The organism is Pantoea phyllosphaerae, from assembly GCF_051025595.1.
In the GTDB taxonomy this organism is placed as follows: Bacteria; Pseudomonadota; Gammaproteobacteria; order Enterobacterales; family Enterobacteriaceae; genus Pantoea.
The window spans coordinates 224,055-244,128 of record NZ_JBPFDE010000006.1 but is presented as its reverse complement, the minus strand read 5'-3'; the positions used below and the strand labels follow the sequence as shown (position 1 = coordinate 244,128).

The window sequence follows — 20,074 nt, the reverse complement described above, 5'->3', positions numbered from 1 at the left end:
AGGGTGGTTTTACCGTGGTCAACGTGACCGATGGTGCCCACGTTTACGTGCAGTTTGTTACGTTGAAATTGCTCTTTCGCCATGGCGATAATCCTTACGTTATGCCTTCATCATTGATGAAGGCATCAGTTCACAATTTTTAAACCGTGGCCTTATTTGCCACGAGCTTCAATAACGGCCTGAGCGACGTTGTTCGGCGCATCATCGTACTTCAGGAACTCCATGGAGTAAGAAGCACGGCCTTTGGTCAGAGAACGCAACTGGGTCGCGTATCCGAACATTTCAGACAGCGGAACTTCAGCGTGAATCTGAACGCCAGTAGCGTTAGATTCCTGACCTTTGAGCATACCACGACGACGGCTCAGGTCACCGATGACGTCACCGGTGTTCTCTTCCGGCGTCTCTACTTCTACCTTCATGATAGGCTCAAGCAGAACGGGCTGCGCTTTCTTAAAGCCATCTTTGAAGGCGATAGAAGCGGCCAGTTTAAACGCCAGCTCAGAGGAGTCAACGTCATGATAAGAACCGAAGTGCAGACGCACGCCCAGATCAACTACCGGGTAACCCGCCAGCGGACCAGATTTCAGCTGCTCCTGGATGCCTTTGTCAACCGCAGGGATGTATTCGCCAGGAATCACACCACCTTTGATATCGTTGACAAATTCGTAGCCTTTCGGGTTTGAACCCGGCTCCAGCGGGTACATGTCGATAACAACATGACCATACTGACCGCGACCACCAGACTGCTTAGCGTGTTTACCTTCGATATCGGTAACTTTAGAGCGAATCGCTTCGCGGTAAGCAACCTGAGGTTTACCCACGTTCGCTTCAACGTTGAATTCACGCTTCATGCGGTCAACGATGATGTCGAGGTGCAGCTCACCCATACCGGCGATGATGGTCTGGTTAGACTCTTCGTCAGTCCATACGCGGAATGACGGGTCTTCTTTCGCCAGACGACCCAGAGCCAGACCCATTTTTTCCTGGTCAGCTTTGGTTTTCGGCTCAACGGCGATAGAAATTACCGGCTCCGGGAACTCCATGCGCTCAAGGATGATGACGTTATCCGGGTCACACAGGGTGTCACCGGTGGTCACATCTTTCAGGCCAATCGCCGCTGCGATGTCGCCCGCACGAACTTCTTTGATCTCTTCACGCTTGTTAGCGTGCATCTGAACGATACGGCCCAGACGCTCACGGTTTGACTTAACCGGGTTAAATACAGTGTCACCCGTGTTAACCACGCCAGAATAAACGCGGAAGAAGGTCAGGTTGCCCACGAACGGGTCGTTGGCAATTTTGAATGCCAGCGCAGCAAACGGCTCTTTATCGTCAGAATGACGCACAGCCGGCGTGTCTTTACCGTCGTCCAGCATACCGTTGATCGCGGTAACGTCAGTCGGTGCTGGCAGGTATTCAACTACCGCATCCAGCATCGCCTGCACACCTTTGTTCTTGAATGCAGAACCACAGGTTACCAGGATGATTTCGTTGCGCAGTACGCGCTGACGCAGAGCGGTTTTGATCTCTTCTTCGCTCAGCTCTTCGCCGCTGAAGAATTTCTCCATCAGCTCTTCAGAAGCTTCTGCCGCCGCTTCGATCAGCTTGCCGCGCCACTCTTCAGCCAGTTCCTGCATGTCGGCCGGGATATCTTCGTAAACGAAGGTCACGCCCTGGTCGGCATCGTTCCAGTTGATGGCTTTCATTTTCACCAGGTCAACAACACCGGTGAATTTTTCTTCAGCGCCAATAGCCAGCTGAAGCGGAACCGGGTTTGCACCCAGACGCGCTTCCATCTGACCAACAACTTTCAGGAAGTTAGCACCCATGCGGTCCATTTTGTTAACGAACGCAATGCGTGGAACTTTATATTTGTTAGCCTGGCGCCATACGGTCTCAGACTGTGGCTGAACACCACCAACTGCACAGTAAACCATTACTGCACCATCAAGCACACGCATTGAACGCTCAACTTCGATGGTGAAGTCAACGTGTCCAGGGGTGTCGATGATATTGATGTGGTGTGGCTCAAACTGCTTAGCCATACCTGACCAGAAACAGGTGGTCGCTGCAGACGTGATGGTAATACCACGTTCCTGCTCTTGCTCCATCCAGTCCATGGTTGCGGCGCCGTCATGCACTTCACCGATTTTGTGGTTTACACCGGTGTAGAACAGAACGCGTTCGGTAGTAGTAGTCTTACCGGCGTCGATGTGAGCACTGATACCGATGTTACGATAGCGCTCAATGGGTGTTTTACGAGCCATTTGATTCCTCTGATTCTCGGACGTTCAAAGTTAGTCGACCCCAGCGGGTTGGCTTTTTGAGCGCCCGCTGGTTTAACAACAACTACGTGGTGATTACCAGCGGTAGTGTGCGAACGCCTTGTTGGCTTCAGCCATACGGTGAACGTCTTCACGTTTCTTAACTGCAGTACCTTTGTTTTCTGCAGCGTCAGAAAGTTCGTTCGCCAGGCGGAGAGCCATAGATTTATCACCGCGTTTACGAGCAGCTTCTACGATCCAACGCATTGCCAGAGCATTACGACGAACCGGACGGACTTCTACTGGTACCTGATAGGTAGAACCACCAACGCGACGTGACTTAACTTCGACAGTCGGACGTACGTTTTCAAGGGCTACTTCAAAGGCTTCCAGCTCGTTTTTACCAGAACGCTGAGCCAGGGTCTCAAGCGCAGTATAAACGATTGATTCAGCAGTAGATTTTTTACCATCTACCATCAGGATATTTACAAATTTGGCCAGCAGCTCTGATCCGAACTTAGGATCCGGCAGGATTTTACGCTGACCAATGACGCGACGACGTGGCATGGAAATACTCCGTTGTTAATTCAGGATTGTCCAAAACTCTACGAGTTTAGTTTGACATTTAAGTTAAAACGTTTGGCCTTACTTAACGGAGAACCATTAAGCCTTTGGCTTCTTCACGCCGTACTTGGAGCGAGCCTGCTTACGGTCTTTAACACCTGAGCAGTCCAGCGCGCCACGAACGGTGTGGTAACGCACACCTGGCAGGTCTTTAACACGACCGCCACGGATCAGGATCACGGAGTGTTCCTGCAGGTTATGACCTTCACCGCCGATATAGGAGGTAACTTCAAAACCGTTAGTCAGACGAACACGGCAAACTTTACGCAGTGCGGAGTTCGGTTTTTTCGGAGTGGTGGTGTACACACGGGTACAAACGCCACGTTTTTGCGGGCAAGCTTCCAGCGCAGGCACGTTGCTCTTTGCAACTTTGCGTACGCGTGGTTTGCGAACCAGCTGGTTAACTGTTGCCATTAAATAGCTCCTGGATTTGCTTTTGCTTCGTAAACACGTAATAAATCGCCCCGTATAACTACGAGGAGGCAGAATTTTAGGGCTGAGCCCATAGGGTGTCAAGAAATAACCAGGCTTTACGCATTACCAGGTCATTTGCTGCCGATGTTTTTCAGTGAGCGTGACGAAACCAGTATAGTCCACCGGTCTTATTTTGGCTGAAATTTGACCAGAAAGACCGCGAGCGATCACGTCCTCCGTCAGCACCCAGAGCGTTGCGGGCGATGTCAGCAAGCGGCTTAACGCGCTACTGCCTTCCAGCGCGCCCAGCACGCCATCCTGCAGCAGCAGCAAATCATCCTCCGCCGTCAGCAGGAGCAGCAGCGTGTCGAGGTCGCTGTACCAGGGTGAATGCATCAGGGTGTGTAACATAGCGCGCTCTTAAAAAGTGATGATGCGATCGTAGGTCGCCAGCTGCTGCTGCAGCGCTGCCGCATCCAGAATGCCGACATCCATAACGCGCGCGTCCTCTTCCGCCAGGCCGCGTTCACGCAGCGCTTCACGGCTGATATAGCACTGCTCAATATCATACAGCGCCAGCACGCCGAACGTGGCGGCATGATTGCGCGCGAGGATCCTCTCCGGCTGCTGGTCAGGCATAAGCTGCAGAACGCCGTCGCCGATAAAGAACAGCCCTATCGACTCGCTTAGCGCGCCGGTGGCGAGCGCGGCGTCGAGTCCCTCGCGGCCCGCGCTGCTGCCGTGAGGCGCGCGGGTAAAGACAAAAGCGACGCGGTTCATTAAAACTGCACCAGACGATCGCAGCCGAGCGCGGCTTCCGCCAGCGCGCCCAGGCCGCTAAGTTCAAATCCTGGCTGCAGATTGCTGCCCACCAGCTGCAGCCGCTCCGCCTCCTGCGCGTCGGTGATGCCGCGGCGTAGCGCGGCGGCCACGCAGATATTCAGCGCCACGCCCTGCTCCTGATGCAGGGCTAGCCAGGCGCGCACAATATCCGCTTCATCGCTGGCCGGCGCGGTAAGCTCATTGGCGTTCAGCACGCCCTCGCGATAGAAGAAGACGCTCTGCAGCTGATGACCCGCGGCCAGCAGCGCGCGGGCGAACAGCAAAGCGCTGCTCGCCTGCTGTGTACCGTAGGCCGGGCCGGTCACCAGCAGGGTATAGCGCATTAGCGCTCCTGCCCCTGGAAATCGCCGTTCTTGAACTGGCGAATATAGAGATAGACGGTGTGCTTAGAGATATTGAGGCGATCCGCGACCTGGTTGATCGCGTCTTTGATATCGAAGATGCCCTTCTCATAGAGATTCAGCACGATCTGACGATTCTTGGCGTTATTAGAGACATTGCGATCGGCGCTCACCTCTTCGATGGTGAACTCCAGCGTTTGCGTCACCAGATCTTCCACCGAGCTGGCGAAGTTCACGTTCGAATCGACCTGATGCATCTCCGGCGGCATAAAGGTCGACATAATTTGCGAGAAGGGCACATCAAGGTTCATGTTAATGCACAACAGCCCAATGACGCGCTGCTGTCGGTTACGTATCGCGATGGTGACCGACTTCATCAGCACGCCGCTTTTGGCGCGGGTGAAATAGGCGCGCGAAACGTTGCTGTCCGCACCATGCATGTCGTGCAGCATGCGCAGCGCCAGATCGGTAATCGGCGAGCCCACTTTACGGCCGGTATGCTCGCCGTTGGCGATGCGTACCGCCGAACATTTCAGATCTTCCAGCGAATGCAGCACGATTTCGCAGTGCGAACCAATCAGCATGGCAAGGCCGTCGACCACCGCCTCATAGGACCGGAGGATATCGTAGTCCGTCTGCTCGAAGGGACGCTGCTCCAGTAAATCGAAGTCGCTCAGTTCGCCGGGATTGAATGGATTTGACATCGAAGACATTACCCTAAATGGCTGGAGCCTGTCTCAGCGCAGCGGGCAGACTCTTTTTATTGGGAAAGTTATGCAGAGGATAGTCTGGCAAATGTCGCACGCTTATGCCAGAGCTTTGTCACAGGCGGGAAATGAAACCGCCGCCCGAAGGCGGCGGCAGACAGATTATTGAGATTTTTTCGCGTCGGCGGCTGGCGCCTGCGCTTTCTCATCTGCTTTAGGTGCTGGCTTGATGTCGAGCAGTTCAACATCGAACACCAGCGTCGAGTTGGCCGGAATGCCCGGCACGCCGTTTTTGCCGTAGGCGAGCTGTGGCGGGATCACCAGCTTGATTTTGCCGCCTTTCTTCACGTGCTTCAGGCCTTCGGTCCAGCCCGGAATCACGCCGTCGAGACGGAAAGAGAGCGGCTCGCCGCGCGTATAGGAGTTATCAAACTCGGTGCCGTCAATCAGGGTGCCTTTGTAGTTCACGACCACGGTATCGCTGTCTTTCGGCACGTCACCGCTGCCTTCTTTCTCTACTTTATAGAGCAGGCCAGATTCGGTTTTCTTCACGCCGCTCTCTTTGGCGAATTTGTCGGCAAAAGCGGTGCCTTTATCGGCGTTCTCTTTCGCATCTTTTTCCATCTTCGCCTGCGCAGCGCCTTTCACGCGGCCTTCAAAAGCCTGCAGGGTCTGCTCAATCTCTTGATCGGAGAGTTTGCTCTTGCCACCAAACGCATCCTGAACGCCAGCGATCAGCTGATCTTTATCCAGCTTGATGCCCAGTTTCTCCTGTTCCTTCAGGGAGTTGTCCATGTAGCGACCCAGCGAGGCGCCCAGAGCATAGGCTGATTGCTGGTCTTCATTTTTGAAGGCCGCATTTTTCGGTGCCTGCGGTGCCGCATCGCTCGCAGCAGGCGCTGCGGTCGCTTCGGCTGCCATTGCCAGCGGCGCGTTCAGCGCGATGGCCATGGTGGTGGCTAACATTGTGACTTTAAACAGTGATTTCATCCTTTCTCCAAAACCGAAGCGTCTCACCTCGGGAATTATTGCGGACTAAAGCTCCACACTATAACTGTACGCGGCAGCGGCGAACACTCCCGCAGCGTAATTACCCGGTTCTCCTCCGACCTTTTTTGCATCAGGAAGTTTCATCAGAGATGATGCTGCTAAGGCGTTATTCAACCCTTTACAGGCGAGGCGGCAAAGAAATCGGGTGATTCTTACGGGGGAAGCCGTAGAATCAGCGGCTGATGCGAGATTTGCAGCGTCGGACTATAAGGAGAGCTCATGCAACAATCAGAGTGGGAACAACGGCTTGAAGCGCTGGAAAGCAAACTGGCCTTTCAGGAGCTGACCATCGATCAGCTTAATCAGACGGTGGTGCAGCATGAGCTGGAAATGGCGAAAATGCGCGAGCAGCAGCGTCTGCTGCTGGATAAGCTGAAAGCGGCCGCACCCTCGATGGTGGCTTCGCAGTCAGAAGAGACGCCGCCTCCGCATTATTGATCTGTCCAGAATGGGTGAGCAGCGATGCCGCTTGCTCACCCATTCTTCGATCGCAAAGGCAAAAAAAAAGCCACCTGCGAAGGTGGCCTTTGAAATCGGGGTGGCTTAGTGGCTGCAGCCGCAACCGCCGTGGCTGCCGCAGCCGCCGTTGCCGTGATCGTGACCATGGTCATGATCGTGGTCATGGTCGTGACCGTGCTCGCCGTGAACGTGGCCGTGCGCCAGCTCTTCCGGGGTCGCTTCGCGGATCGCGACGACTTCCACGTTGAAGTTCAGGTTCTGACCCGCCAGCATGTGGTTGCCGTCAACCACGACGTGCTCATCTTCCACTTCGGTGATTTCGACCGGAACCGGACCCTGATCGGTTTCCGCCAGGAAGCGCATGCCAACCTGCAGTTCGTCAACGCCCATAAAGACGTCTTTCGGTACGCGCTGCACCAGATTATCGTCATACTGGCCGTATGCATCGTTAGCCGGAATATGCACGTCAAACTTGTCGCCGACATCGTGATTTTCCAGCGCTTTTTCCAGACCAGAAATCAGGGAACCATGACCGTGCAGATAGTCTAACGGCGCACTTACCGGCGACTCGTCAACCAACACACCATCTTCTGTACGTACCTGATAGGCCAGGCTCACCACCAGGTCTTTTGCTACTTTCATGATATCTCCTAACCGTTGAGAACTAAGATCCCGTCTCATTGGTCTATTCTTACGTGCAATAACACCAACCAGAAAGGTTCGGGGCTGAGATCGCCTCTTGCGCGACGCGATTAACCTCAGCGTTAGTGGCGCCGATTGTATCGGAATTCAATCCCGCTGTAAGTTTAAGCGTAAAAAAAGCTGCGCCATTTCGCTACTCGGGATGGAAAATACCGATCACTTGCTCCTGGCTGCGAACCTGATCGCGAACCTGCTTATCCGCCTCGCGCATCTGGTGTCCGCACTTCACGCACTCCACGACGTCAACGTTGTTTTCTCGCCACATCGCCAGCGTGTCTTTTTCCTGACAGTGCGGGCAAACCGCACCGGCAATAAATCGTTTACGCATAATCGTTAACCTGTTCGCTGTTACTGATCTTCATCCCAGTCGTCGATCTGTCGTCTCTCATGCTGCATCTCGCGCTGGAAAATATCCTCCAGCTCGCGCCGCGCCTCGCGCACGCGGGAGATCTGGGCGTTATCGGTGTGATTCGGCATCAGCTCGCGCAGCATACGCATATCGAGACGGCGGAAGTGCAGCTGCGCGCGCTGTGCCTGGTGCGGATGCATACCGACCGAAATCAGCGCTTTGCGTCCCAGCTCCAGCGCGCTGGAGAAGGTTTCACGCGAGAACTGCGTAACGCCCGCCTGCAGCAGCTCGTGCGCCTCGACGCGTCCGCGCGCTCGTGCCACGATCTCCAGCTGCGGAAAGTGCTGCTGACAGAGATGCACGATGGCCATGGTATCTTCCGGCTCGTTGCAGGTGATGACGATCGACTGCGCGCTGGCCGCACCGGCGGCGCGCAGCAGCTCCAGCTCGGTGGCATCGCCATAGTAAACCTTGTAGCCATATTTGCGCATCAGGCTGACCGCGCTGATGTCGCGCTCCAGCACCGTAATCCTTTTATTATTGGCCATTAACAGGCGACCCACCACCTGCCCCATTCGGCCGAAGCCCACCACGATCACCTGCGGCTGGTCATCCTCCACGAACGGCTTTTCGCCATCTTCGTCCACTTCATTAAAGCGCCGCGCCAGCAGCTTATCGATCGCCTGCATCAGCAGCGGGGTGGTCATCATCGACAGCGTGACCGTCACCAGCAGTAATGGCAGCTGATCGCCAGCGAACAGCCGCGCCGACGAGGCGGCGGAAAAGAGCACAAAGGCGAATTCGCCGCCCTGGCTCAGCACGCCGGCGAACTGCTGACGCTCCGAGCTGCGCAGGCCGTAGACCCGCGCCAGCACATAGAGCACCAGCGTCTTCACCGTGACCAGAATCAGCACGCCGAGCAGGATCGCCAGAATATGGGTATAGAGCACGCCGAGGTTAAGCGCCATGCCGACGGAGATAAAGAACAGCCCAAGCAGCAGCCCTTTAAAGGGATCGATGGCGACTTCCAGTTCGTGGCGGTACTCGCTTTCCGCCAGCAGGATGCCGGCGATAAAGGTACCCAGCGCCATCGACAGTCCGAGTGCATCCATGAACAACGCCGAGCCCAGCACCAGCAGCAGCGCGGCGGCGGTAAAGACCTCACGCACGCCGGAGGCGGCGATAAAGCGAAAAATCGGCCGCAGCAGGTAGCGTCCACCCACCAGCATCCCAGCGAAGGCCAGCACCTTCATGCCGACCTTCATCCAGTCGATATTGCCACTGTCGCTGCCCGCCAGCAGCGGCACCAGCGCCAGCGCCGGGATCACCGCCAGGTCCTGGAACAGCAGCACCGAAAAGCCGAGCTGCCCAGCTTCGCTGCGGTTCATGCCTTTGTCTCGCATCAGCTGCAGCGCCATCGCAGTCGAGGACATCGCGAGGCCGATACCGCCAATCACCGCGGCCTGCCAGCTAAAGTCGCTCAGCCACAGCAGCACGCCGAGGATGCCGGCGGAGATCAGCACCTGCGCCGCGCCGACGCCGAAAATCGAACGCCGTAACGCCCAGAGCTTCGAGGGATTCAGCTCCAGCCCGATAATAAACATCAGGAACACTACGCCCAGCTCCGAGAAGTGCAGGATCTCCTCGACGTCGCTGATAAAGCCCAGTCCCCAGGGGCCGATAGCGATACCGGCCACCAGATAGCCCAGCACTGCGCCAATGCCGAGACGCGCGGCGATCGGCACAATCAGCACCGCCGCTACCAGATAGATCACGCCTGCGGTCAGCAGCGTTTGTCCTTCCATCAGAGACCTCCGTTGGGCAGCGGCGCGGCGAGCCATTCGCCATAGGCGCGGGCAAAATGGCTCATCACCTCTTTCGGCTGTCGCCGCGCCCAGTAAAGGATCATCGGCGTCATCCAGTGCATGCGGCACATCTGCGCGGTAAGTTCGAACGGACGCATAATGTCTGACATGGAATAGCGGTTAAGGCCGCTCTGCTGATAGGCCGCCTCTGGCTCGCCGGTGGTGATGACGCTGCGCCAGTATTTGCCTTCCAGCGCATTGCCGTCGACGCCGTTAGCGAAGCCGCGCGACAGCACGCGATCCAGCCACTCTTTCAGCAGCGCGGGGCAGCTATAGGTATAGAGCGGGTGCTGGAAAACGATCACCTGATGTTCGCGCAGTAGCTGCTGTTCATAGTGAATATCGATAAAAAAATCAGGATAGTGGGCGTACAGATCGTGTACGGTGACGTTCTCCTGTTTCTGGGCCGACTGCAGCAGGACCCGATTCGCTATCGACTCCTGCGTTTCCGGATGGGCATAAAGCAGCAAAACTTTTGCTGGCTGCGACATAGTTATCCTCTTCCAAAGCGTCGTCATAGCGGCGCTTTTCCGCTACCATGCACGACGCGACACCCTCTAATTATGTGGTGGGTAAATTAACATATTCTGACGATACGGCGCTTATGATTGTCTTTTCTTCTCTGCAAATCCGCCGCGGCGTCCGCGTGCTGCTCGATAACGCTTCCGCTACCATCAATCCCGGCCAGAAAGTCGGCCTGGTGGGTAAAAACGGCTGTGGCAAATCGACCCTGCTGGCGCTGTTGAAAGGCGAGATCGCCAGCGACGCGGGCGGCGTGACCTTTCCCGGCAACTGGGCGCTGGCCTGGGTTAACCAGGAGACCCCGGCACTGAGCAAACCGGCGCTGGAATACGTTATCGACGGCGATCGCGAATATCGCGAGCTTGAAACAGAGCTGGCGGAGGCCAATCAGCGCAACGACGGCAACGCCATCGCGCTGCTGCACGGCAAGCTGGACGCTATTCAGGCGTGGAGCATTCATGCCCGCGCCTCGAGCCTGCTGCACGGCCTCGGCTTTAGCCAGGAGCAGCTGAACCGTCCGGTGAGCGACTTCTCCGGCGGCTGGCGTATGCGCCTTAACCTTGCGCAGGCGCTGGTCTGCCGTTCAGATCTGCTGCTGCTCGACGAACCCACTAACCACCTCGATCTCGACGCGGTGATCTGGCTGGAGCGCTGGCTAAAAAGCTACGAAGGCACGCTGATCCTGATCTCGCACGACCGCGACTTCCTCGATCCGGTGGTGGATAAAATCATCCATATCGAGCAGGAAAGTCTCTACGAATACACCGGCAACTACAGCTCGTTCGAACGTCAGCGCGTCGCAAAACTGGCACAGCAGCAGGCGCTGTTTGAAAGCCAGCAGGAGAAAGTGGCGCATCTGCAAAGCTATATCGACCGCTTCCGCGCCAAGGCCTCAAAAGCGAAGCAGGCGCAGAGCCGCATCAAGATGCTGGAACGCATGGAGATGATTGCGCCGGCACACGTCGACAACCCTTTCAGCTTCAGCTTCCGCGCGCCGGAAAGTTTGCCGAACCCGCTGCTGAAGATGGAGAAAGTCACCGCAGGCTACGGCGAGCGCATTATTCTCGACGCTATCAAGCTCAATCTGGTGCCGGGCTCGCGCATCGGCCTGCTGGGCCGCAACGGCGCGGGCAAATCGACGCTGATTAAGCTGCTGGCAGGCGAACTGGCTCCGCTTGACGGTGAAGTCGGGCTAGCGAAAGGCATTAAGCTAGGCTACTTCGCGCAGCATCAGCTGGAGTATCTGCGCAGCGACGAGTCACCGCTGCAGCATCTGGCGCGCCTTGCGCCGAAGGTGCTGGAGCAGCAGCTGCGCGACTACCTCGGCGGCTTCGGCTTCCAGGGCGATAAGGTCAGCGAAGTGACAGCGCGCTTCTCCGGCGGCGAAAAGGCGCGGCTGGTGCTGGCGCTGATCGTCTGGCAGCGCCCTAACCTGCTGCTGCTCGACGAGCCAACCAACCACCTCGATCTCGATATGCGTCAGGCGCTGACCGAAGCCTTGATCGATTTCGAAGGCGCGCTGGTGGTGGTCTCGCACGATCGTCATCTGCTGCGCGCCACCACCGACGATCTTTACCTGGTGCATGACGGCAAGGTTGATATCTTCCCGGGCGATCTGGAGGATTACCAGCAATGGCTGAGCGACCTGCAGAAGCAGCAGGCGCAGGCGGACGCCGCGCCGAAGCAGGACAACGGCAACAGCGCGCAGGCGCGTAAAGATCAGAAGCGTCGTGAGGCTGAGCTGCGCGCGCAGACGCAGCCGCTGCGCAAAGCGATCGAGAAGCTGGAGAAGCAGATGGCGAAATGGCAGACCCAGCTCACCGAAGCGGAAGCTCAGCTTGCTGACGGCGACATCTACGATCCATCCCGCAAGGCGGATCTCACCGCGGCGCTGCAGCGTCAGGCAGAGAGCAAAGCGGCGCTGGAAGAGGTCGAGATGGCGTGGCTGGACGCTCAGGAGCAGCTGGAGGCGATGCTCGCCTCCTGATTTTTCGCTTTTCGCTTTTCGCTTTTCGCTTTTCGCTTTTCGCTTTTCGCTTTTCGCTTTTCGCTTTTCGCTTTTCGCTTTTCACGGACTTAAAACGATCGTACCGGAGCGAGACAAGGCGCCAGCCGCGCCATAAGCGGAGCATAATGACGTATGTGAGCATTATGGCGCAGCGCAGCAACGCGGTCGCAGCCCGGTACGGACGTTTTAATGTAAGAGCGCCATAAGCGGAGCATAATGACGTATGTGAGCATTATGGCGCGGCGCAGCAACGCGGTCGCAGCCCGGTACGGACGTTTTAATGTAAGAGCGCGGCGCGGCGCGGCAACGCAGTCGCAGCCCGGTACGGACGTTTTAAAAGGGCTGATCCCCCAGCACCGTCGCCCGGTGCATAACGCGCCTTGCCGGATAATAATCCGCATTCGCATAGTGCTGCGTCACACGGTTATCCCAGATCGCCACGTCGTTCGGCTGCCAGCGCCAGCGCACCTGAAACTCCGGCTTCGTCGCATGCGCATAGAGCAGCGCCAGCACAGCCTGGCTCTCTTTCTCGCTCAGCTCGACAATCCGCGTGGTAAATCCCTCATTCACAAACAGCGCCTTGCGCTCGCTCACCGGATGAGTGCGCACCACCGGATGCTGCACCGGCGGATGTTTCGCTACCGCCTCCTGCCAGCGCTGATGCTCCTCTTCGGTTCGACGATATTTATACTCCTGGAACGATTTTCTGAAGTCATGCTCCGCATGCAGCCCCTCCAGCAGCGTCTTAATCGGGGCGGAAAGGGCTTCATAGGCTGCGATGCCGCTTGCCCACAGGGTATCGCCGCCTGACTCAGGCAGCAGCTTCGACGCCAGAATTGCCACCGCCGGCGGCGTGCTGATAAAGGTCACGTCGGTGTGCCAGTTGTCATTGTCCGGCGGATTATCCCGATGGGTATCCAGCACGATAATCTCCTCTACCCCGTCGGCGTGCGGATAAACCGGATGGATATGCAGGTCGCCGAAGCGCGCCGCCAGCGCGCGCTGCTGGTGCGGCGTAACCGGCTGGTCGCGCAGAAACAGCACCTGATGGCGCAGCAGCGCATGATAGAGCTGTTCAAACTGGGCGTCGCTGAGCGGCCGGGTTAAATCGAGATTCGCCACCTGTGCGCCGATGTAGGGGCCGAGCGCGGTGATAGTCAGCTTTTCGTTCATGAATGTTCTCCATTCCAGGGCGTCAGATGACGCTGCAGGGCGCGCAGCCCGAGTTCTAAGGTAAAGGCAATCAGCGCGATAACCGCGATGCCCGCCAGCACGACGTCGGTCGCCAGAAATTCGCCAGCGGACTGCACCATAAAGCCGAGCCCGCGCGTTGCGGCGATCAGCTCCGCCGCCACCAGCGTCGACCAGCCGACGCCGAGGCCGATGCGCAGGCCGGTCAGGATCTCCGGCAGCGCGCCAGGCAGGATCACCCAGCGCAGCAGCTGCCAGCGGCTGGCGCCCAGCGACTGGGCGGCGCGGATGCGCACCTGCTGGGTATTGCGCACCCCCGCCAGGGTTGAGAGCGTCACCGGCGCAAAAATTGCCAGATAGATCAACAGGATTTTGGAGGTTTCGCCGATACCGAACCAGATCACAATCAGCGGCAGACAGGCAAGCGGCGGCACGGGGCGGTAGAGCTCAATCAGCGGATCAAGCAGGCCGCGCACCGCCGGGCTCAGGCCCATTGCGATGCCGACCGGAATGCCGATGGCCGCCGCGGCGAACAGGGCGACCAGCATGCGCGTCAGGCTGGCGGCGAGGTGCTGCCACAGCGTGGCGTCCATAAAGCCCTGCGGGCTGGCGATCAGCAGCAGCTTGCTCAATACCTGCTGCGGCGCAGGCAGGAACAGCGGACTAATCAGCCCCAGCGCCGTGATGCTCCACCAGATCAGCAGCAGCAGCGCCAGGCTCAGCAGGCTCAGGCTGAACGAGCGGGAAAAAGGCCAGCGCAGACGGCGACGCGCCGCCGTCGTTTTGTCGTTGATCACCGCGCTCATGCAAAGGCCTCCCGCTGCTCGAACACCCGACTCAGCACATATTCGCGCTGCGCAATAAAAGCGGGATCGGATTTGATGGCGCGGCAGGGTTCGCCGGCGGCAAAGCGCTGGCCGAAGTTAAGCTTCAGGCGCTCCACGATGCGGCCCGGCCCCGGCGAAAGCAGCAGCAGCTCGCTGGCGAGAAACACTGCCTCTTCGATATCGTGCGTGATAAGAAAAATTTGCTTGCCGCTGTCGCGCCACAGCGTCAGCAGCAGGGTTTGCATTTGCTCGCGGGTAAAGGCGTCCAGCGCGCCGAAAGGCTCGTCGAGCAGCAGCAGCTGCGGATCCGCCGCCAGCGCGCGGGCGATGCCGACCCGCTGGCGCTGACCGCCGGAGAGCTGCCAGATGGGACGGTTCTCCGCGCCTTCCAGTCCCACCTTCTTAATCAGCCGCCGTGCGATGGCGTTGCGCTCGCCGCGCGCCATGCCCGCAAGCTGCAAACCGAAAGCGACATTGTCCAGCACGTTGCGCCACGGCAGCAGCCCTTCATGCTGAAACACCACGCCGCGCTCCGCGCCCGGCCCGCTGATGGTTTTCCCCTCCAGCGTGATGCTGCCGGACTCGACCGGCAAAAAGCCGGCGATCAGGTTCAGCAGCGTGGTTTTGCCGCAGCCCGACGGGCCAAGCGCCACCAGCAGCTCGCCTTTATCCAGCTGCAGGTTGATATCCTGCAGCGCGGGTCGTCCGTCATAACGCGCGTTAAGATGAGCGATGCGCAGCATGGGGTTCTCCTTACTGTTTTGCCAGCGGCTCGACAAAGCGGGTGGTGACGAAATCGCTGTAGTCGGCGCTCGCCTGCGGCACTTTGCCCTGATCCTTCAGGAATTTCGCCGTATCGACGATCGCCTGATTAACCGGTTTGCCCAGCTGTTCCACCTGCTGCTGCGCCGTGAGGTAGGTGTTGCCTTTCACCAGATCCGCTACCTGCGCTTCCGGCACGCCGCTCAGGCGCGACAGCTTGCTCAGGTTATCCGGCTGCTTCAGCCATCTATCCGGGTTCTCGATGTAAGGTTTCTGCGCCTCAAGGGCGCTGCGGGCAAAGGCGGTCACCACCTCAGGATGCGCTTTCGCGAAATCTTTGCGCACCACCCAGACGTCGAGCGTCGGCGAGCCCCACTGCCCCACCTGGGAAGAGTCGGTCAGCACCTTGCCATCTTTCTCCAACTGGTTGACGGCGGGCGCCCAGACGTAAGCGCCGTCGATATCGCCGCGCTGCCAGGCGGCGATAATCGCGGGCGGCTGAAGGTTCACCAGCTGCACCTCGGTCGGCTTAATGCCCCAGTGCTTCAGCGCCGCCAGCAGGCTGTAGTGGGTGGTGGAAATAAAGGGCACGGCGATGCGCTTGCCAATAAGATCTTTCGGGCCGCTGATGCTTTTTTTCACTACCAGCGCCTCGGAGTTGCCGAGCTGGGAGGCGAGTAAAAAGGCTTCGATCGGCAGCTGCTGGGTGGCGGCTACCGCCAGCGGGCTGGAGCCGATATTGCCGATCTGCACGTCGCCCGACGCCAGCGCGCGCAGCACGCCCGCTCCGCTGTCGAACTTACGCCAGTCGACGGTCGCGCCACTCTCTTTGGCGAAGGTGTTGTCCGCCTGCGCCACTTTGGCCGGTTCGGCGGAGGTCTGGTACGCCACCGTGACGTTGACGGCCTGCGCCTGAAAGACCAGCAGCGAAAGCGCCGCGGCCAGAATCGTTAAGGGTCTTTTTACTGCCATGGGGTCGCACTCCGCCGGAATCTGATGATGGGCGCAGTGTCGCCAGCGGCGATGATTTCATAAAGGAATTAAAAATTATTCTTAATAAACAGATGTTCTTAGATCATGATCGGTAAAGCTGATGCAAAATCTGACAATAGATGCGCCATTATTCAGACAAAATGGCAGGCGCTCACATTGCCGCTGTGCTATTGATAGGGCTCTACGGTAAACCGATAAAAAAAGGGTTGCGGCAACATGTCCATCGAGAAGGTCGCGCTGCTGGCGGGCGTATCAAAAGCAACGGTATCCCGCGTGCTTAACGCGCATCCAGGGGTAAAAGCGGATACGCGCGATCGGGTGCTGGCGGCGATCTCCGCCAGCGACTATCAGCCCAATTTGCTGGCGCGCCAGCTGCGCACCGCCCAGAGCCATATGCTGCTGGTGCTGATCTCCGATATTACCAATCCTTTCTGCTCGCGCGTGGTGCAGGGTATCGAAGCGGAAGCGGAGGCGCAGGGCTACCATATTCTGCTCTGCAACTCCGCCTCGCAGCTGCGGCGCGAATCTGCCTGGCTCGGCCTGCTAAGCGGCAAAGTGGTAGATGGCGTCATCACCATGGATGCGGCATCCGGGTTGCAGGATATTGCCGCCCTTATCGGCGACGCGCCCTGGGTGCAGTGCGCGGAATACGATCCCGCTATACCGGCCTCTTCCGTCGCTATCGACAACCGCCATGCGGCGCAGGAGACGGTACGCTATCTGGCAGGCAAAGGCCGCCGCCGTATCGGGCTGGTAAACAGCGATATGCGTTACCTCTATTCACACCAGCGGGAGGCGGGCTATCGTGCAGGTCTGGATCAGCTGGCGCTGCCGTGGCGCAGCGTCGCTTATGCAAAGGAAATTTCATGCGAGGCGGGCAGCCAGGCGCTGCGTCAGCTTTTGCAGCAGCCCGAACCGCCGGATGCGGTGCTGGCGGTATCGGACGTGCTGGCGGTAGGCGTGGTGCACGCCGCGCGGGAGGCGGGTCTGCGCGTGCCGGAAGATCTCGCCGTCGTCGGCTTTGACGGCATCCCCTTCACCAGCAGCCTCAACCCGCCGCTGACCACCGTCGAACAGCCGATGTATCAGTTAGGCGCGCGCAGCGTGCAGCTTTTGCTGCAGCGCATTCGTCGTCCGGCGTCACCCGTCGTGCGCGAAGTGCTGCCCTGGACGCGCGTCGAGCGCGCCTCCAGCTAGCTCAGCGCCAGATCAGCAGCACGCAGGCGGCGGTCAGCAGGCCCATTGCCAGGTTAAAAAGGGTCCAGGCGCGGCGGCTGCGCAGGATGCGGCCGATCATCGCGCCGAAGCCGATCCAGATAATGCCCGCCACCAGGTTAACCAGGAACATACCAAAGCTGATGGCCGTCACCGAGTGCAGATAGGCGGAGCCGGCAAGGCTGAAGCTGGCGATCGCCCCCAGCGCCATCAGCCAGGCTTTTGGATTGATCAGCTGCAGCAGACCGCCCTGCCAGAACGGCATCGGTTTTGGCGGTGCGTCGCCGGTTTCCAGCTCTTCATAGGCGGCGGTGGCGATTTTCCACGCCAGCCAGAGCAGATAAAGACTACCGGCAATCTTCAGGATAAGGTGTAGCGCGGGATAGAGCAGGATCAGGCTGCCGACGCCGAACGCCACCATTAGCAGCATCAGCTGCATGCCGATCATAATGCCGATCATGAGCGGCACCGTGCGCCAGAAGCCGAAATTGGCGCCTGACGCGGTGAGTAACATATTATTAGGCCCTGGCGTGATAGCAGCGACCCAGAGAAAACCCAACATTGAGAAAAACAGGCTCAGTTCCATGAACGGGCGCTCCTTACCCCCAGATTCGCAACAAGCCTAACGAAGCTAACAGTGTGATATGAATCAGACAAGTGCTGGCGATATGAATTTTCCTCCTGAGGCAGCGGCGAGCTTTATGCCGCCGCGCGCCCTGCGCAATCCGCATCTGCAGACGGTGCTGCCGCGTCTGGTGCGCCGTCGCCTGCTGCTACGTCCGCACTGGCAGCGCCTCGACCTGCCGGACGGCGACTTCGTCGATCTCGCCTGGAGCGAAGAGCCGCAGCAGGCGAGCCATAAGCCGCGCGTGGTGCTGTTTCACGGCCTTGAAGGCAACTTCCATAGTCCTTACGCTCACGGGCTGATGCACGCCTGCCAGCGTCAGGGCTGGCTCGGCGTGGTGATGCACTTTCGCGGCTGCAGCGGCGAGCCGAATCGCCTGCATCGCATCTATCACTCCGGCGAAACCGAAGACGCCGCCTTTTTTCTGCGCTGGCTGAAAACGCGCTGGGGCGATGTGCCAACCGCTGCGGTGGGCGTCTCGCTCGGCGGCAATATGCTGGGCTGCCTGCTCGGCAGGCTGGGCGACGCCGCGCCGCTCGACGCCGGGGTCATCGTCTCGGCGCCGCTGCTGCTGGAGCCGTGCAGCCTGAAGCTGGAACAGGGCTTTTCACGCTTTTATCAGCGCTATCTGCTCGATCAGCTGAAAAAGAACGCCGAGCGCAAGCTGCGCGTCTGGCCGGGCACGCTGCCGGTGGATCTGTCGCAGCTCAGGGCGCTGCGTCGCCTGCGCGACTTTGACGACGCCATTACCGCCCGCGCCCACGGCTTTCTTGACGCGGGCGACTACTACCGTCGCGCCAGCGCCATGCCGCTGCTGAAAAATGTGCGCAAACCCTTGCTGATCATCCACGCGAAAGACGATCCTTTTATGACTGACGAGGTGATCCCACAGCCGGATCGGCTCTCAGCCAGTACCACCTATCAACTCACGCCCTATGGCGGACACGTTGGCTTTGTCGGCGGCACGCTGCGTCAACCGCAGATGTGGCTCGAGCAGCGTGTGCCGCAGTGGCTTACACAGTGGCTCTCATCATGATTATTCCCTGGCAACAGCTCGATCCCGATACCCTGACCAACCTGATTGAAGCCTTTGTGCTGCGTGAAGGCACCGACTATGGCGAGCAGGAGCGCAGCCTGGCGCAAAAGGTGGCGGACGTGCGCCGCCAGCTGGAGCGCGGCGACGTGGTGCTGGTCTGGTCGGAACTGCATGAAACCATCAACATCATGCCGCGCAGCGAATTCCGCGGCTGATGCGCCAACGCGCTTTTCGTGTTAACAATGCTCATCGCCCGACTTCACAGGGAGCTTTTCCATGTCAGCACGACACCCGATTATTGCGGTAACCGGCTCCAGCGGTGCCGGCACCACCACCACCAGCCTGGCGTTTCGTAAAATTTTCCAGCAGCTCAATCTGCACGCCGCCGAGCTGGAGGGCGACAGCTTCCACCGCTATACGCGGCCGGAAATGGATATGGCTATCCGCAAGGCGCGTGATTTAGGGCGCCACGTTAGCTATTTCGGCCCGGAAGCCAACGACTTTGGCCTGCTTGAACAGACCTTTATCGACTACGGCAATACGGGCAAAGGCCAGTCGCGCAAATATCTGCACACCTACGACGAAGCGGTGCCCTGGAATCAGGTGCCGGGCACGTTTACGCCGTGGCAGCCGCTGCCGGACAATACCGACGTGCTGTTTTACGAAGGGCTACACGGCGGCGTGGTGACGCAGCAGCATAACGTGGCGGAAAAAGTCGATCTGCTGGTGGGTGTGGTGCCGATCGTCAACCTGGAGTGGATCCAGAAGCTGGTGCGCGACACCAGCGAGCGCGGCCACTCGCGCGAGGCGGTGATGGACTCGGTGGTGCGCTCAATGGAGGATTACATTAACTTCATTACGCCGCAGTTTTCGCGCACCCATCTTAACTTCCAGCGCGTCCCGACCGTGGATACCTCCAATCCGTTCGCCGCGCGCGAAATCCCGTCGCTGGACGAGAGCTTCGTGGTCATTCACTTTCGCGGGCTGGAGAATATCGACTTCCCTTACCTGCTGGCGATGCTGCAGGGCTCCTTTATTTCGCATATCAATACGCTGGTGGTGCCGGGCGGCAAGATGGGGCTGGCGATGGAGCTGATTATGGCGCCGCTGGTGCAGCGGCTGATGGAAGGCAAACAGATCGCCTGACCAAACAATGAGTAGACGGCTCATAAGCGTAAAACGCGGGCGAGATGGGCAGAAGAGCAAAGCGTCCCGCGACAGGGATGTCGCGGGCCGAGCGAGCATGGATGCCTTGAGCGACGTTGCGATCGGCCCCT

Annotated in this window: 24 protein-coding genes; 6 read left to right on the top strand and 18 right to left on the bottom strand. The window is 58.7% G+C overall.

Features of this window, described 5'->3' with window-relative positions:
- The 9 genes from ACR6A7_RS10920 to fkpA all read right to left on the bottom strand — a co-directional run.
- Positions 1-83: GTP-binding protein (locus ACR6A7_RS10920; RefSeq protein ID WP_332459973.1), on the bottom strand; the 83-nt coding region annotated here is incomplete at its 3' end.
- A gap of 69 nt (positions 84-152) precedes the next feature.
- Positions 153-2,267: an elongation factor G gene (fusA, locus tag ACR6A7_RS10915; RefSeq protein ID WP_434124869.1), complete on the bottom strand. Its 2,115-nt coding sequence runs from the start codon at positions 2,265-2,267 to the stop codon at positions 153-155.
- 93 nt (positions 2,268-2,360) lie between these two features.
- Positions 2,361-2,831 (bottom strand): 30S ribosomal protein S7, encoded by a 471-nt coding sequence (gene rpsG, locus ACR6A7_RS10910; RefSeq protein ID WP_013510774.1) that lies wholly within the window; start codon positions 2,829-2,831, stop codon positions 2,361-2,363.
- Between the two features lie 96 nt (positions 2,832-2,927).
- A complete protein-coding gene (gene rpsL / locus ACR6A7_RS10905; protein ID WP_003852912.1) occupies positions 2,928-3,302 on the bottom strand; it encodes a 30S ribosomal protein S12 in 375 nt (124 codons plus the stop codon).
- 123 nt (positions 3,303-3,425) lie between these two features.
- Positions 3,426-3,713, bottom strand: a complete 288-nt coding sequence (tusB, locus tag ACR6A7_RS10900; RefSeq protein WP_434124868.1) for a sulfurtransferase complex subunit TusB — start codon at positions 3,711-3,713, stop codon at positions 3,426-3,428.
- Positions 3,714-3,722: 9 nt separating this feature from the next.
- Entirely contained in the window at positions 3,723-4,082 is a 360-nt protein-coding gene (tusC, locus tag ACR6A7_RS10895) for a sulfurtransferase complex subunit TusC (RefSeq protein WP_434124867.1), read from the bottom strand.
- The gene (gene tusD, locus ACR6A7_RS10890; RefSeq protein WP_434124866.1) at positions 4,082-4,468 is read right to left on the bottom strand and encodes a sulfurtransferase complex subunit TusD; all 387 of its coding nucleotides are present in this window, start codon (positions 4,466-4,468) and stop codon (positions 4,082-4,084) included. The genes tusC and tusD overlap by 1 nt, the downstream gene beginning before the upstream one ends.
- Positions 4,468-5,190, bottom strand: a complete 723-nt coding sequence (locus ACR6A7_RS10885) for a helix-turn-helix transcriptional regulator (protein WP_033752999.1) — start codon at positions 5,188-5,190, stop codon at positions 4,468-4,470. Before ACR6A7_RS10885 ends, tusD begins: the two co-directional genes overlap by 1 nt.
- 165 nt (positions 5,191-5,355) lie before the next feature.
- Complete coding sequence (fkpA, locus tag ACR6A7_RS10880) at positions 5,356-6,183, bottom strand: FKBP-type peptidyl-prolyl cis-trans isomerase (protein WP_434124865.1); 828 nt, start codon at positions 6,181-6,183, stop codon at positions 5,356-5,358.
- Between the two features lie 279 nt (positions 6,184-6,462).
- On the opposite strand from fkpA, the gene ACR6A7_RS10875 reads away from it, so the two are divergent.
- The gene (locus tag ACR6A7_RS10875) at positions 6,463-6,681 is read left to right on the top strand and encodes a SlyX family protein (RefSeq protein ID WP_033753004.1); all 219 of its coding nucleotides are present in this window, start codon (positions 6,463-6,465) and stop codon (positions 6,679-6,681) included.
- Between the two features lie 105 nt (positions 6,682-6,786).
- Here the strand turns inward: ACR6A7_RS10875 and slyD are convergent, their stop codons facing one another.
- The 4 genes from slyD to kefG all read right to left on the bottom strand — a co-directional run bounded on the left by slyD (position 6,787) and on the right by kefG (position 10,109).
- Positions 6,787-7,344, bottom strand: a complete 558-nt coding sequence (slyD, locus tag ACR6A7_RS10870; protein ID WP_103796382.1) for a peptidylprolyl isomerase — start codon at positions 7,342-7,344, stop codon at positions 6,787-6,789.
- 193 nt (positions 7,345-7,537) lie between these two features.
- A complete protein-coding gene (locus ACR6A7_RS10865) occupies positions 7,538-7,732 on the bottom strand; it encodes a YheV family putative zinc ribbon protein (protein ID WP_033753007.1) in 195 nt (64 codons plus the stop codon).
- 20 nt (positions 7,733-7,752) lie between these two features.
- The gene (kefB, locus tag ACR6A7_RS10860) at positions 7,753-9,558 is read right to left on the bottom strand and encodes a glutathione-regulated potassium-efflux system protein KefB (protein WP_434124864.1); all 1,806 of its coding nucleotides are present in this window, start codon (positions 9,556-9,558) and stop codon (positions 7,753-7,755) included.
- The gene (gene kefG / locus ACR6A7_RS10855) at positions 9,558-10,109 is read right to left on the bottom strand and encodes a glutathione-regulated potassium-efflux system ancillary protein KefG (RefSeq protein ID WP_033792557.1); all 552 of its coding nucleotides are present in this window, start codon (positions 10,107-10,109) and stop codon (positions 9,558-9,560) included. Before kefG ends, kefB begins: the two co-directional genes overlap by 1 nt.
- A 113-nt stretch (positions 10,110-10,222) precedes the next feature.
- Here kefG and ACR6A7_RS10850 point away from each other — a divergent pair, with 113 nt between their 5' ends.
- Entirely contained in the window at positions 10,223-12,127 is a 1,905-nt protein-coding gene (locus tag ACR6A7_RS10850; protein WP_434124863.1) for an ABC transporter ATP-binding protein, read from the top strand.
- 354 nt (positions 12,128-12,481) lie between these two features.
- On the opposite strand, the gene tauD is transcribed toward ACR6A7_RS10850, so the two are convergent.
- The 4 genes from tauD to tauA are packed head-to-tail and all read right to left on the bottom strand — an operon-like array spanning position 12,482 to position 15,900.
- A complete protein-coding gene (tauD, locus tag ACR6A7_RS10845) occupies positions 12,482-13,321 on the bottom strand; it encodes a taurine dioxygenase (RefSeq protein ID WP_434124862.1) in 840 nt (279 codons plus the stop codon).
- Complete coding sequence (gene tauC, locus ACR6A7_RS10840) at positions 13,318-14,145, bottom strand: taurine ABC transporter permease TauC (protein ID WP_434124861.1); 828 nt, start codon at positions 14,143-14,145, stop codon at positions 13,318-13,320. Before tauC ends, tauD begins: the two co-directional genes overlap by 4 nt.
- The gene (tauB, locus tag ACR6A7_RS10835; protein ID WP_048784962.1) at positions 14,142-14,909 is read right to left on the bottom strand and encodes a taurine ABC transporter ATP-binding subunit; all 768 of its coding nucleotides are present in this window, start codon (positions 14,907-14,909) and stop codon (positions 14,142-14,144) included. The genes tauC and tauB overlap by 4 nt, the downstream gene beginning before the upstream one ends.
- Before the next feature lie 10 nt (positions 14,910-14,919).
- Entirely contained in the window at positions 14,920-15,900 is a 981-nt protein-coding gene (tauA, locus tag ACR6A7_RS10830) for a taurine ABC transporter substrate-binding protein (RefSeq protein ID WP_434124860.1), read from the bottom strand.
- 237 nt (positions 15,901-16,137) lie between these two features.
- On the opposite strand from tauA, the gene ACR6A7_RS10825 reads away from it, so the two are divergent.
- Entirely contained in the window at positions 16,138-17,118 is a 981-nt protein-coding gene (locus tag ACR6A7_RS10825; RefSeq protein ID WP_434124859.1) for a LacI family DNA-binding transcriptional regulator, read from the top strand.
- 1 nt (position 17,119) lies between these two features.
- Here ACR6A7_RS10825 and ACR6A7_RS10820 read toward each other — a convergent pair whose 3' ends face one another.
- Positions 17,120-17,722, bottom strand: a complete 603-nt coding sequence (locus tag ACR6A7_RS10820; protein ID WP_434124858.1) for a LysE family translocator — start codon at positions 17,720-17,722, stop codon at positions 17,120-17,122.
- Positions 17,723-17,780: 58 nt separating this feature from the next.
- Here ACR6A7_RS10820 and ACR6A7_RS10815 point away from each other — a divergent pair, with 58 nt between their 5' ends.
- The 3 genes from ACR6A7_RS10815 to ACR6A7_RS10805 all read left to right on the top strand — a co-directional run bounded on the left by ACR6A7_RS10815 (position 17,781) and on the right by ACR6A7_RS10805 (position 19,943).
- Positions 17,781-18,797, top strand: a complete 1,017-nt coding sequence (locus ACR6A7_RS10815) for a hydrolase (RefSeq protein WP_434124857.1) — start codon at positions 17,781-17,783, stop codon at positions 18,795-18,797.
- Positions 18,794-19,012 carry a YheU family protein gene (locus ACR6A7_RS10810; protein WP_033753035.1) on the top strand — a complete coding sequence of 73 codons (219 nt, stop codon included), beginning with the start codon at positions 18,794-18,796 and terminating at the stop codon, positions 19,010-19,012. Before ACR6A7_RS10815 ends, ACR6A7_RS10810 begins: the two co-directional genes overlap by 4 nt.
- 61 nt (positions 19,013-19,073) lie before the next feature.
- Entirely contained in the window at positions 19,074-19,943 is an 870-nt protein-coding gene (locus ACR6A7_RS10805) for a phosphoribulokinase (protein ID WP_434124856.1), read from the top strand.
- Positions 19,944-20,074 lie beyond the last annotated feature (131 nt).

What these genes read in the sequence shown, in the direction of transcription:
- fusA (WP_434124869.1), bottom strand. Translation starts at nt 2,267, where the DNA reads ATGGCTCGTAAAACACCCATTGAGCGCTATCGTAACATCGGTATCAGT.
- rpsG (WP_013510774.1), bottom strand. Translation starts at nt 2,831, where the DNA reads ATGCCACGTCGTCGCGTCATTGGTCAGCGTAAAATCCTGCCGGATCCT.
- rpsL (WP_003852912.1), bottom strand. Translation starts at nt 3,302, where the DNA reads ATGGCAACAGTTAACCAGCTGGTTCGCAAACCACGCGTACGCAAAGTT.
- tusB (WP_434124868.1), bottom strand. Translation starts at nt 3,713, where the DNA reads ATGTTACACACCCTGATGCATTCACCCTGGTACAGCGACCTCGACACG.
- tusC (WP_434124867.1), bottom strand. Translation starts at nt 4,082, where the DNA reads ATGAACCGCGTCGCTTTTGTCTTTACCCGCGCGCCTCACGGCAGCAGC.
- tusD (WP_434124866.1), bottom strand. Translation starts at nt 4,468, where the DNA reads ATGCGCTATACCCTGCTGGTGACCGGCCCGGCCTACGGTACACAGCAG.
- ACR6A7_RS10885 (WP_033752999.1), bottom strand. Translation starts at nt 5,190, where the DNA reads ATGTCAAATCCATTCAATCCCGGCGAACTGAGCGACTTCGATTTACTG.
- fkpA (WP_434124865.1), bottom strand. Translation starts at nt 6,183, where the DNA reads ATGAAATCACTGTTTAAAGTCACAATGTTAGCCACCACCATGGCCATC.
- ACR6A7_RS10875 (WP_033753004.1), top strand. Translation starts at nt 6,463, where the DNA reads ATGCAACAATCAGAGTGGGAACAACGGCTTGAAGCGCTGGAAAGCAAA.
- slyD (WP_103796382.1), bottom strand. Translation starts at nt 7,344, where the DNA reads ATGAAAGTAGCAAAAGACCTGGTGGTGAGCCTGGCCTATCAGGTACGT.
- ACR6A7_RS10865 (WP_033753007.1), bottom strand. Translation starts at nt 7,732, where the DNA reads ATGCGTAAACGATTTATTGCCGGTGCGGTTTGCCCGCACTGTCAGGAA.
- kefB (WP_434124864.1), bottom strand. Translation starts at nt 9,558, where the DNA reads ATGGAAGGACAAACGCTGCTGACCGCAGGCGTGATCTATCTGGTAGCG.
- kefG (WP_033792557.1), bottom strand. Translation starts at nt 10,109, where the DNA reads ATGTCGCAGCCAGCAAAAGTTTTGCTGCTTTATGCCCATCCGGAAACG.
- ACR6A7_RS10850 (WP_434124863.1), top strand. Translation starts at nt 10,223, where the DNA reads ATGATTGTCTTTTCTTCTCTGCAAATCCGCCGCGGCGTCCGCGTGCTG.
- tauD (WP_434124862.1), bottom strand. Translation starts at nt 13,321, where the DNA reads ATGAACGAAAAGCTGACTATCACCGCGCTCGGCCCCTACATCGGCGCA.
- tauC (WP_434124861.1), bottom strand. Translation starts at nt 14,145, where the DNA reads ATGAGCGCGGTGATCAACGACAAAACGACGGCGGCGCGTCGCCGTCTG.
- tauB (WP_048784962.1), bottom strand. Translation starts at nt 14,909, where the DNA reads ATGCTGCGCATCGCTCATCTTAACGCGCGTTATGACGGACGACCCGCG.
- tauA (WP_434124860.1), bottom strand. Translation starts at nt 15,900, where the DNA reads ATGGCAGTAAAAAGACCCTTAACGATTCTGGCCGCGGCGCTTTCGCTG.
- ACR6A7_RS10825 (WP_434124859.1), top strand. Translation starts at nt 16,138, where the DNA reads ATGTCCATCGAGAAGGTCGCGCTGCTGGCGGGCGTATCAAAAGCAACG.
- ACR6A7_RS10820 (WP_434124858.1), bottom strand. Translation starts at nt 17,722, where the DNA reads ATGGAACTGAGCCTGTTTTTCTCAATGTTGGGTTTTCTCTGGGTCGCT.
- ACR6A7_RS10815 (WP_434124857.1), top strand. Translation starts at nt 17,781, where the DNA reads ATGAATCAGACAAGTGCTGGCGATATGAATTTTCCTCCTGAGGCAGCG.
- ACR6A7_RS10810 (WP_033753035.1), top strand. Translation starts at nt 18,794, where the DNA reads ATGATTATTCCCTGGCAACAGCTCGATCCCGATACCCTGACCAACCTG.
- ACR6A7_RS10805 (WP_434124856.1), top strand. Translation starts at nt 19,074, where the DNA reads ATGTCAGCACGACACCCGATTATTGCGGTAACCGGCTCCAGCGGTGCC.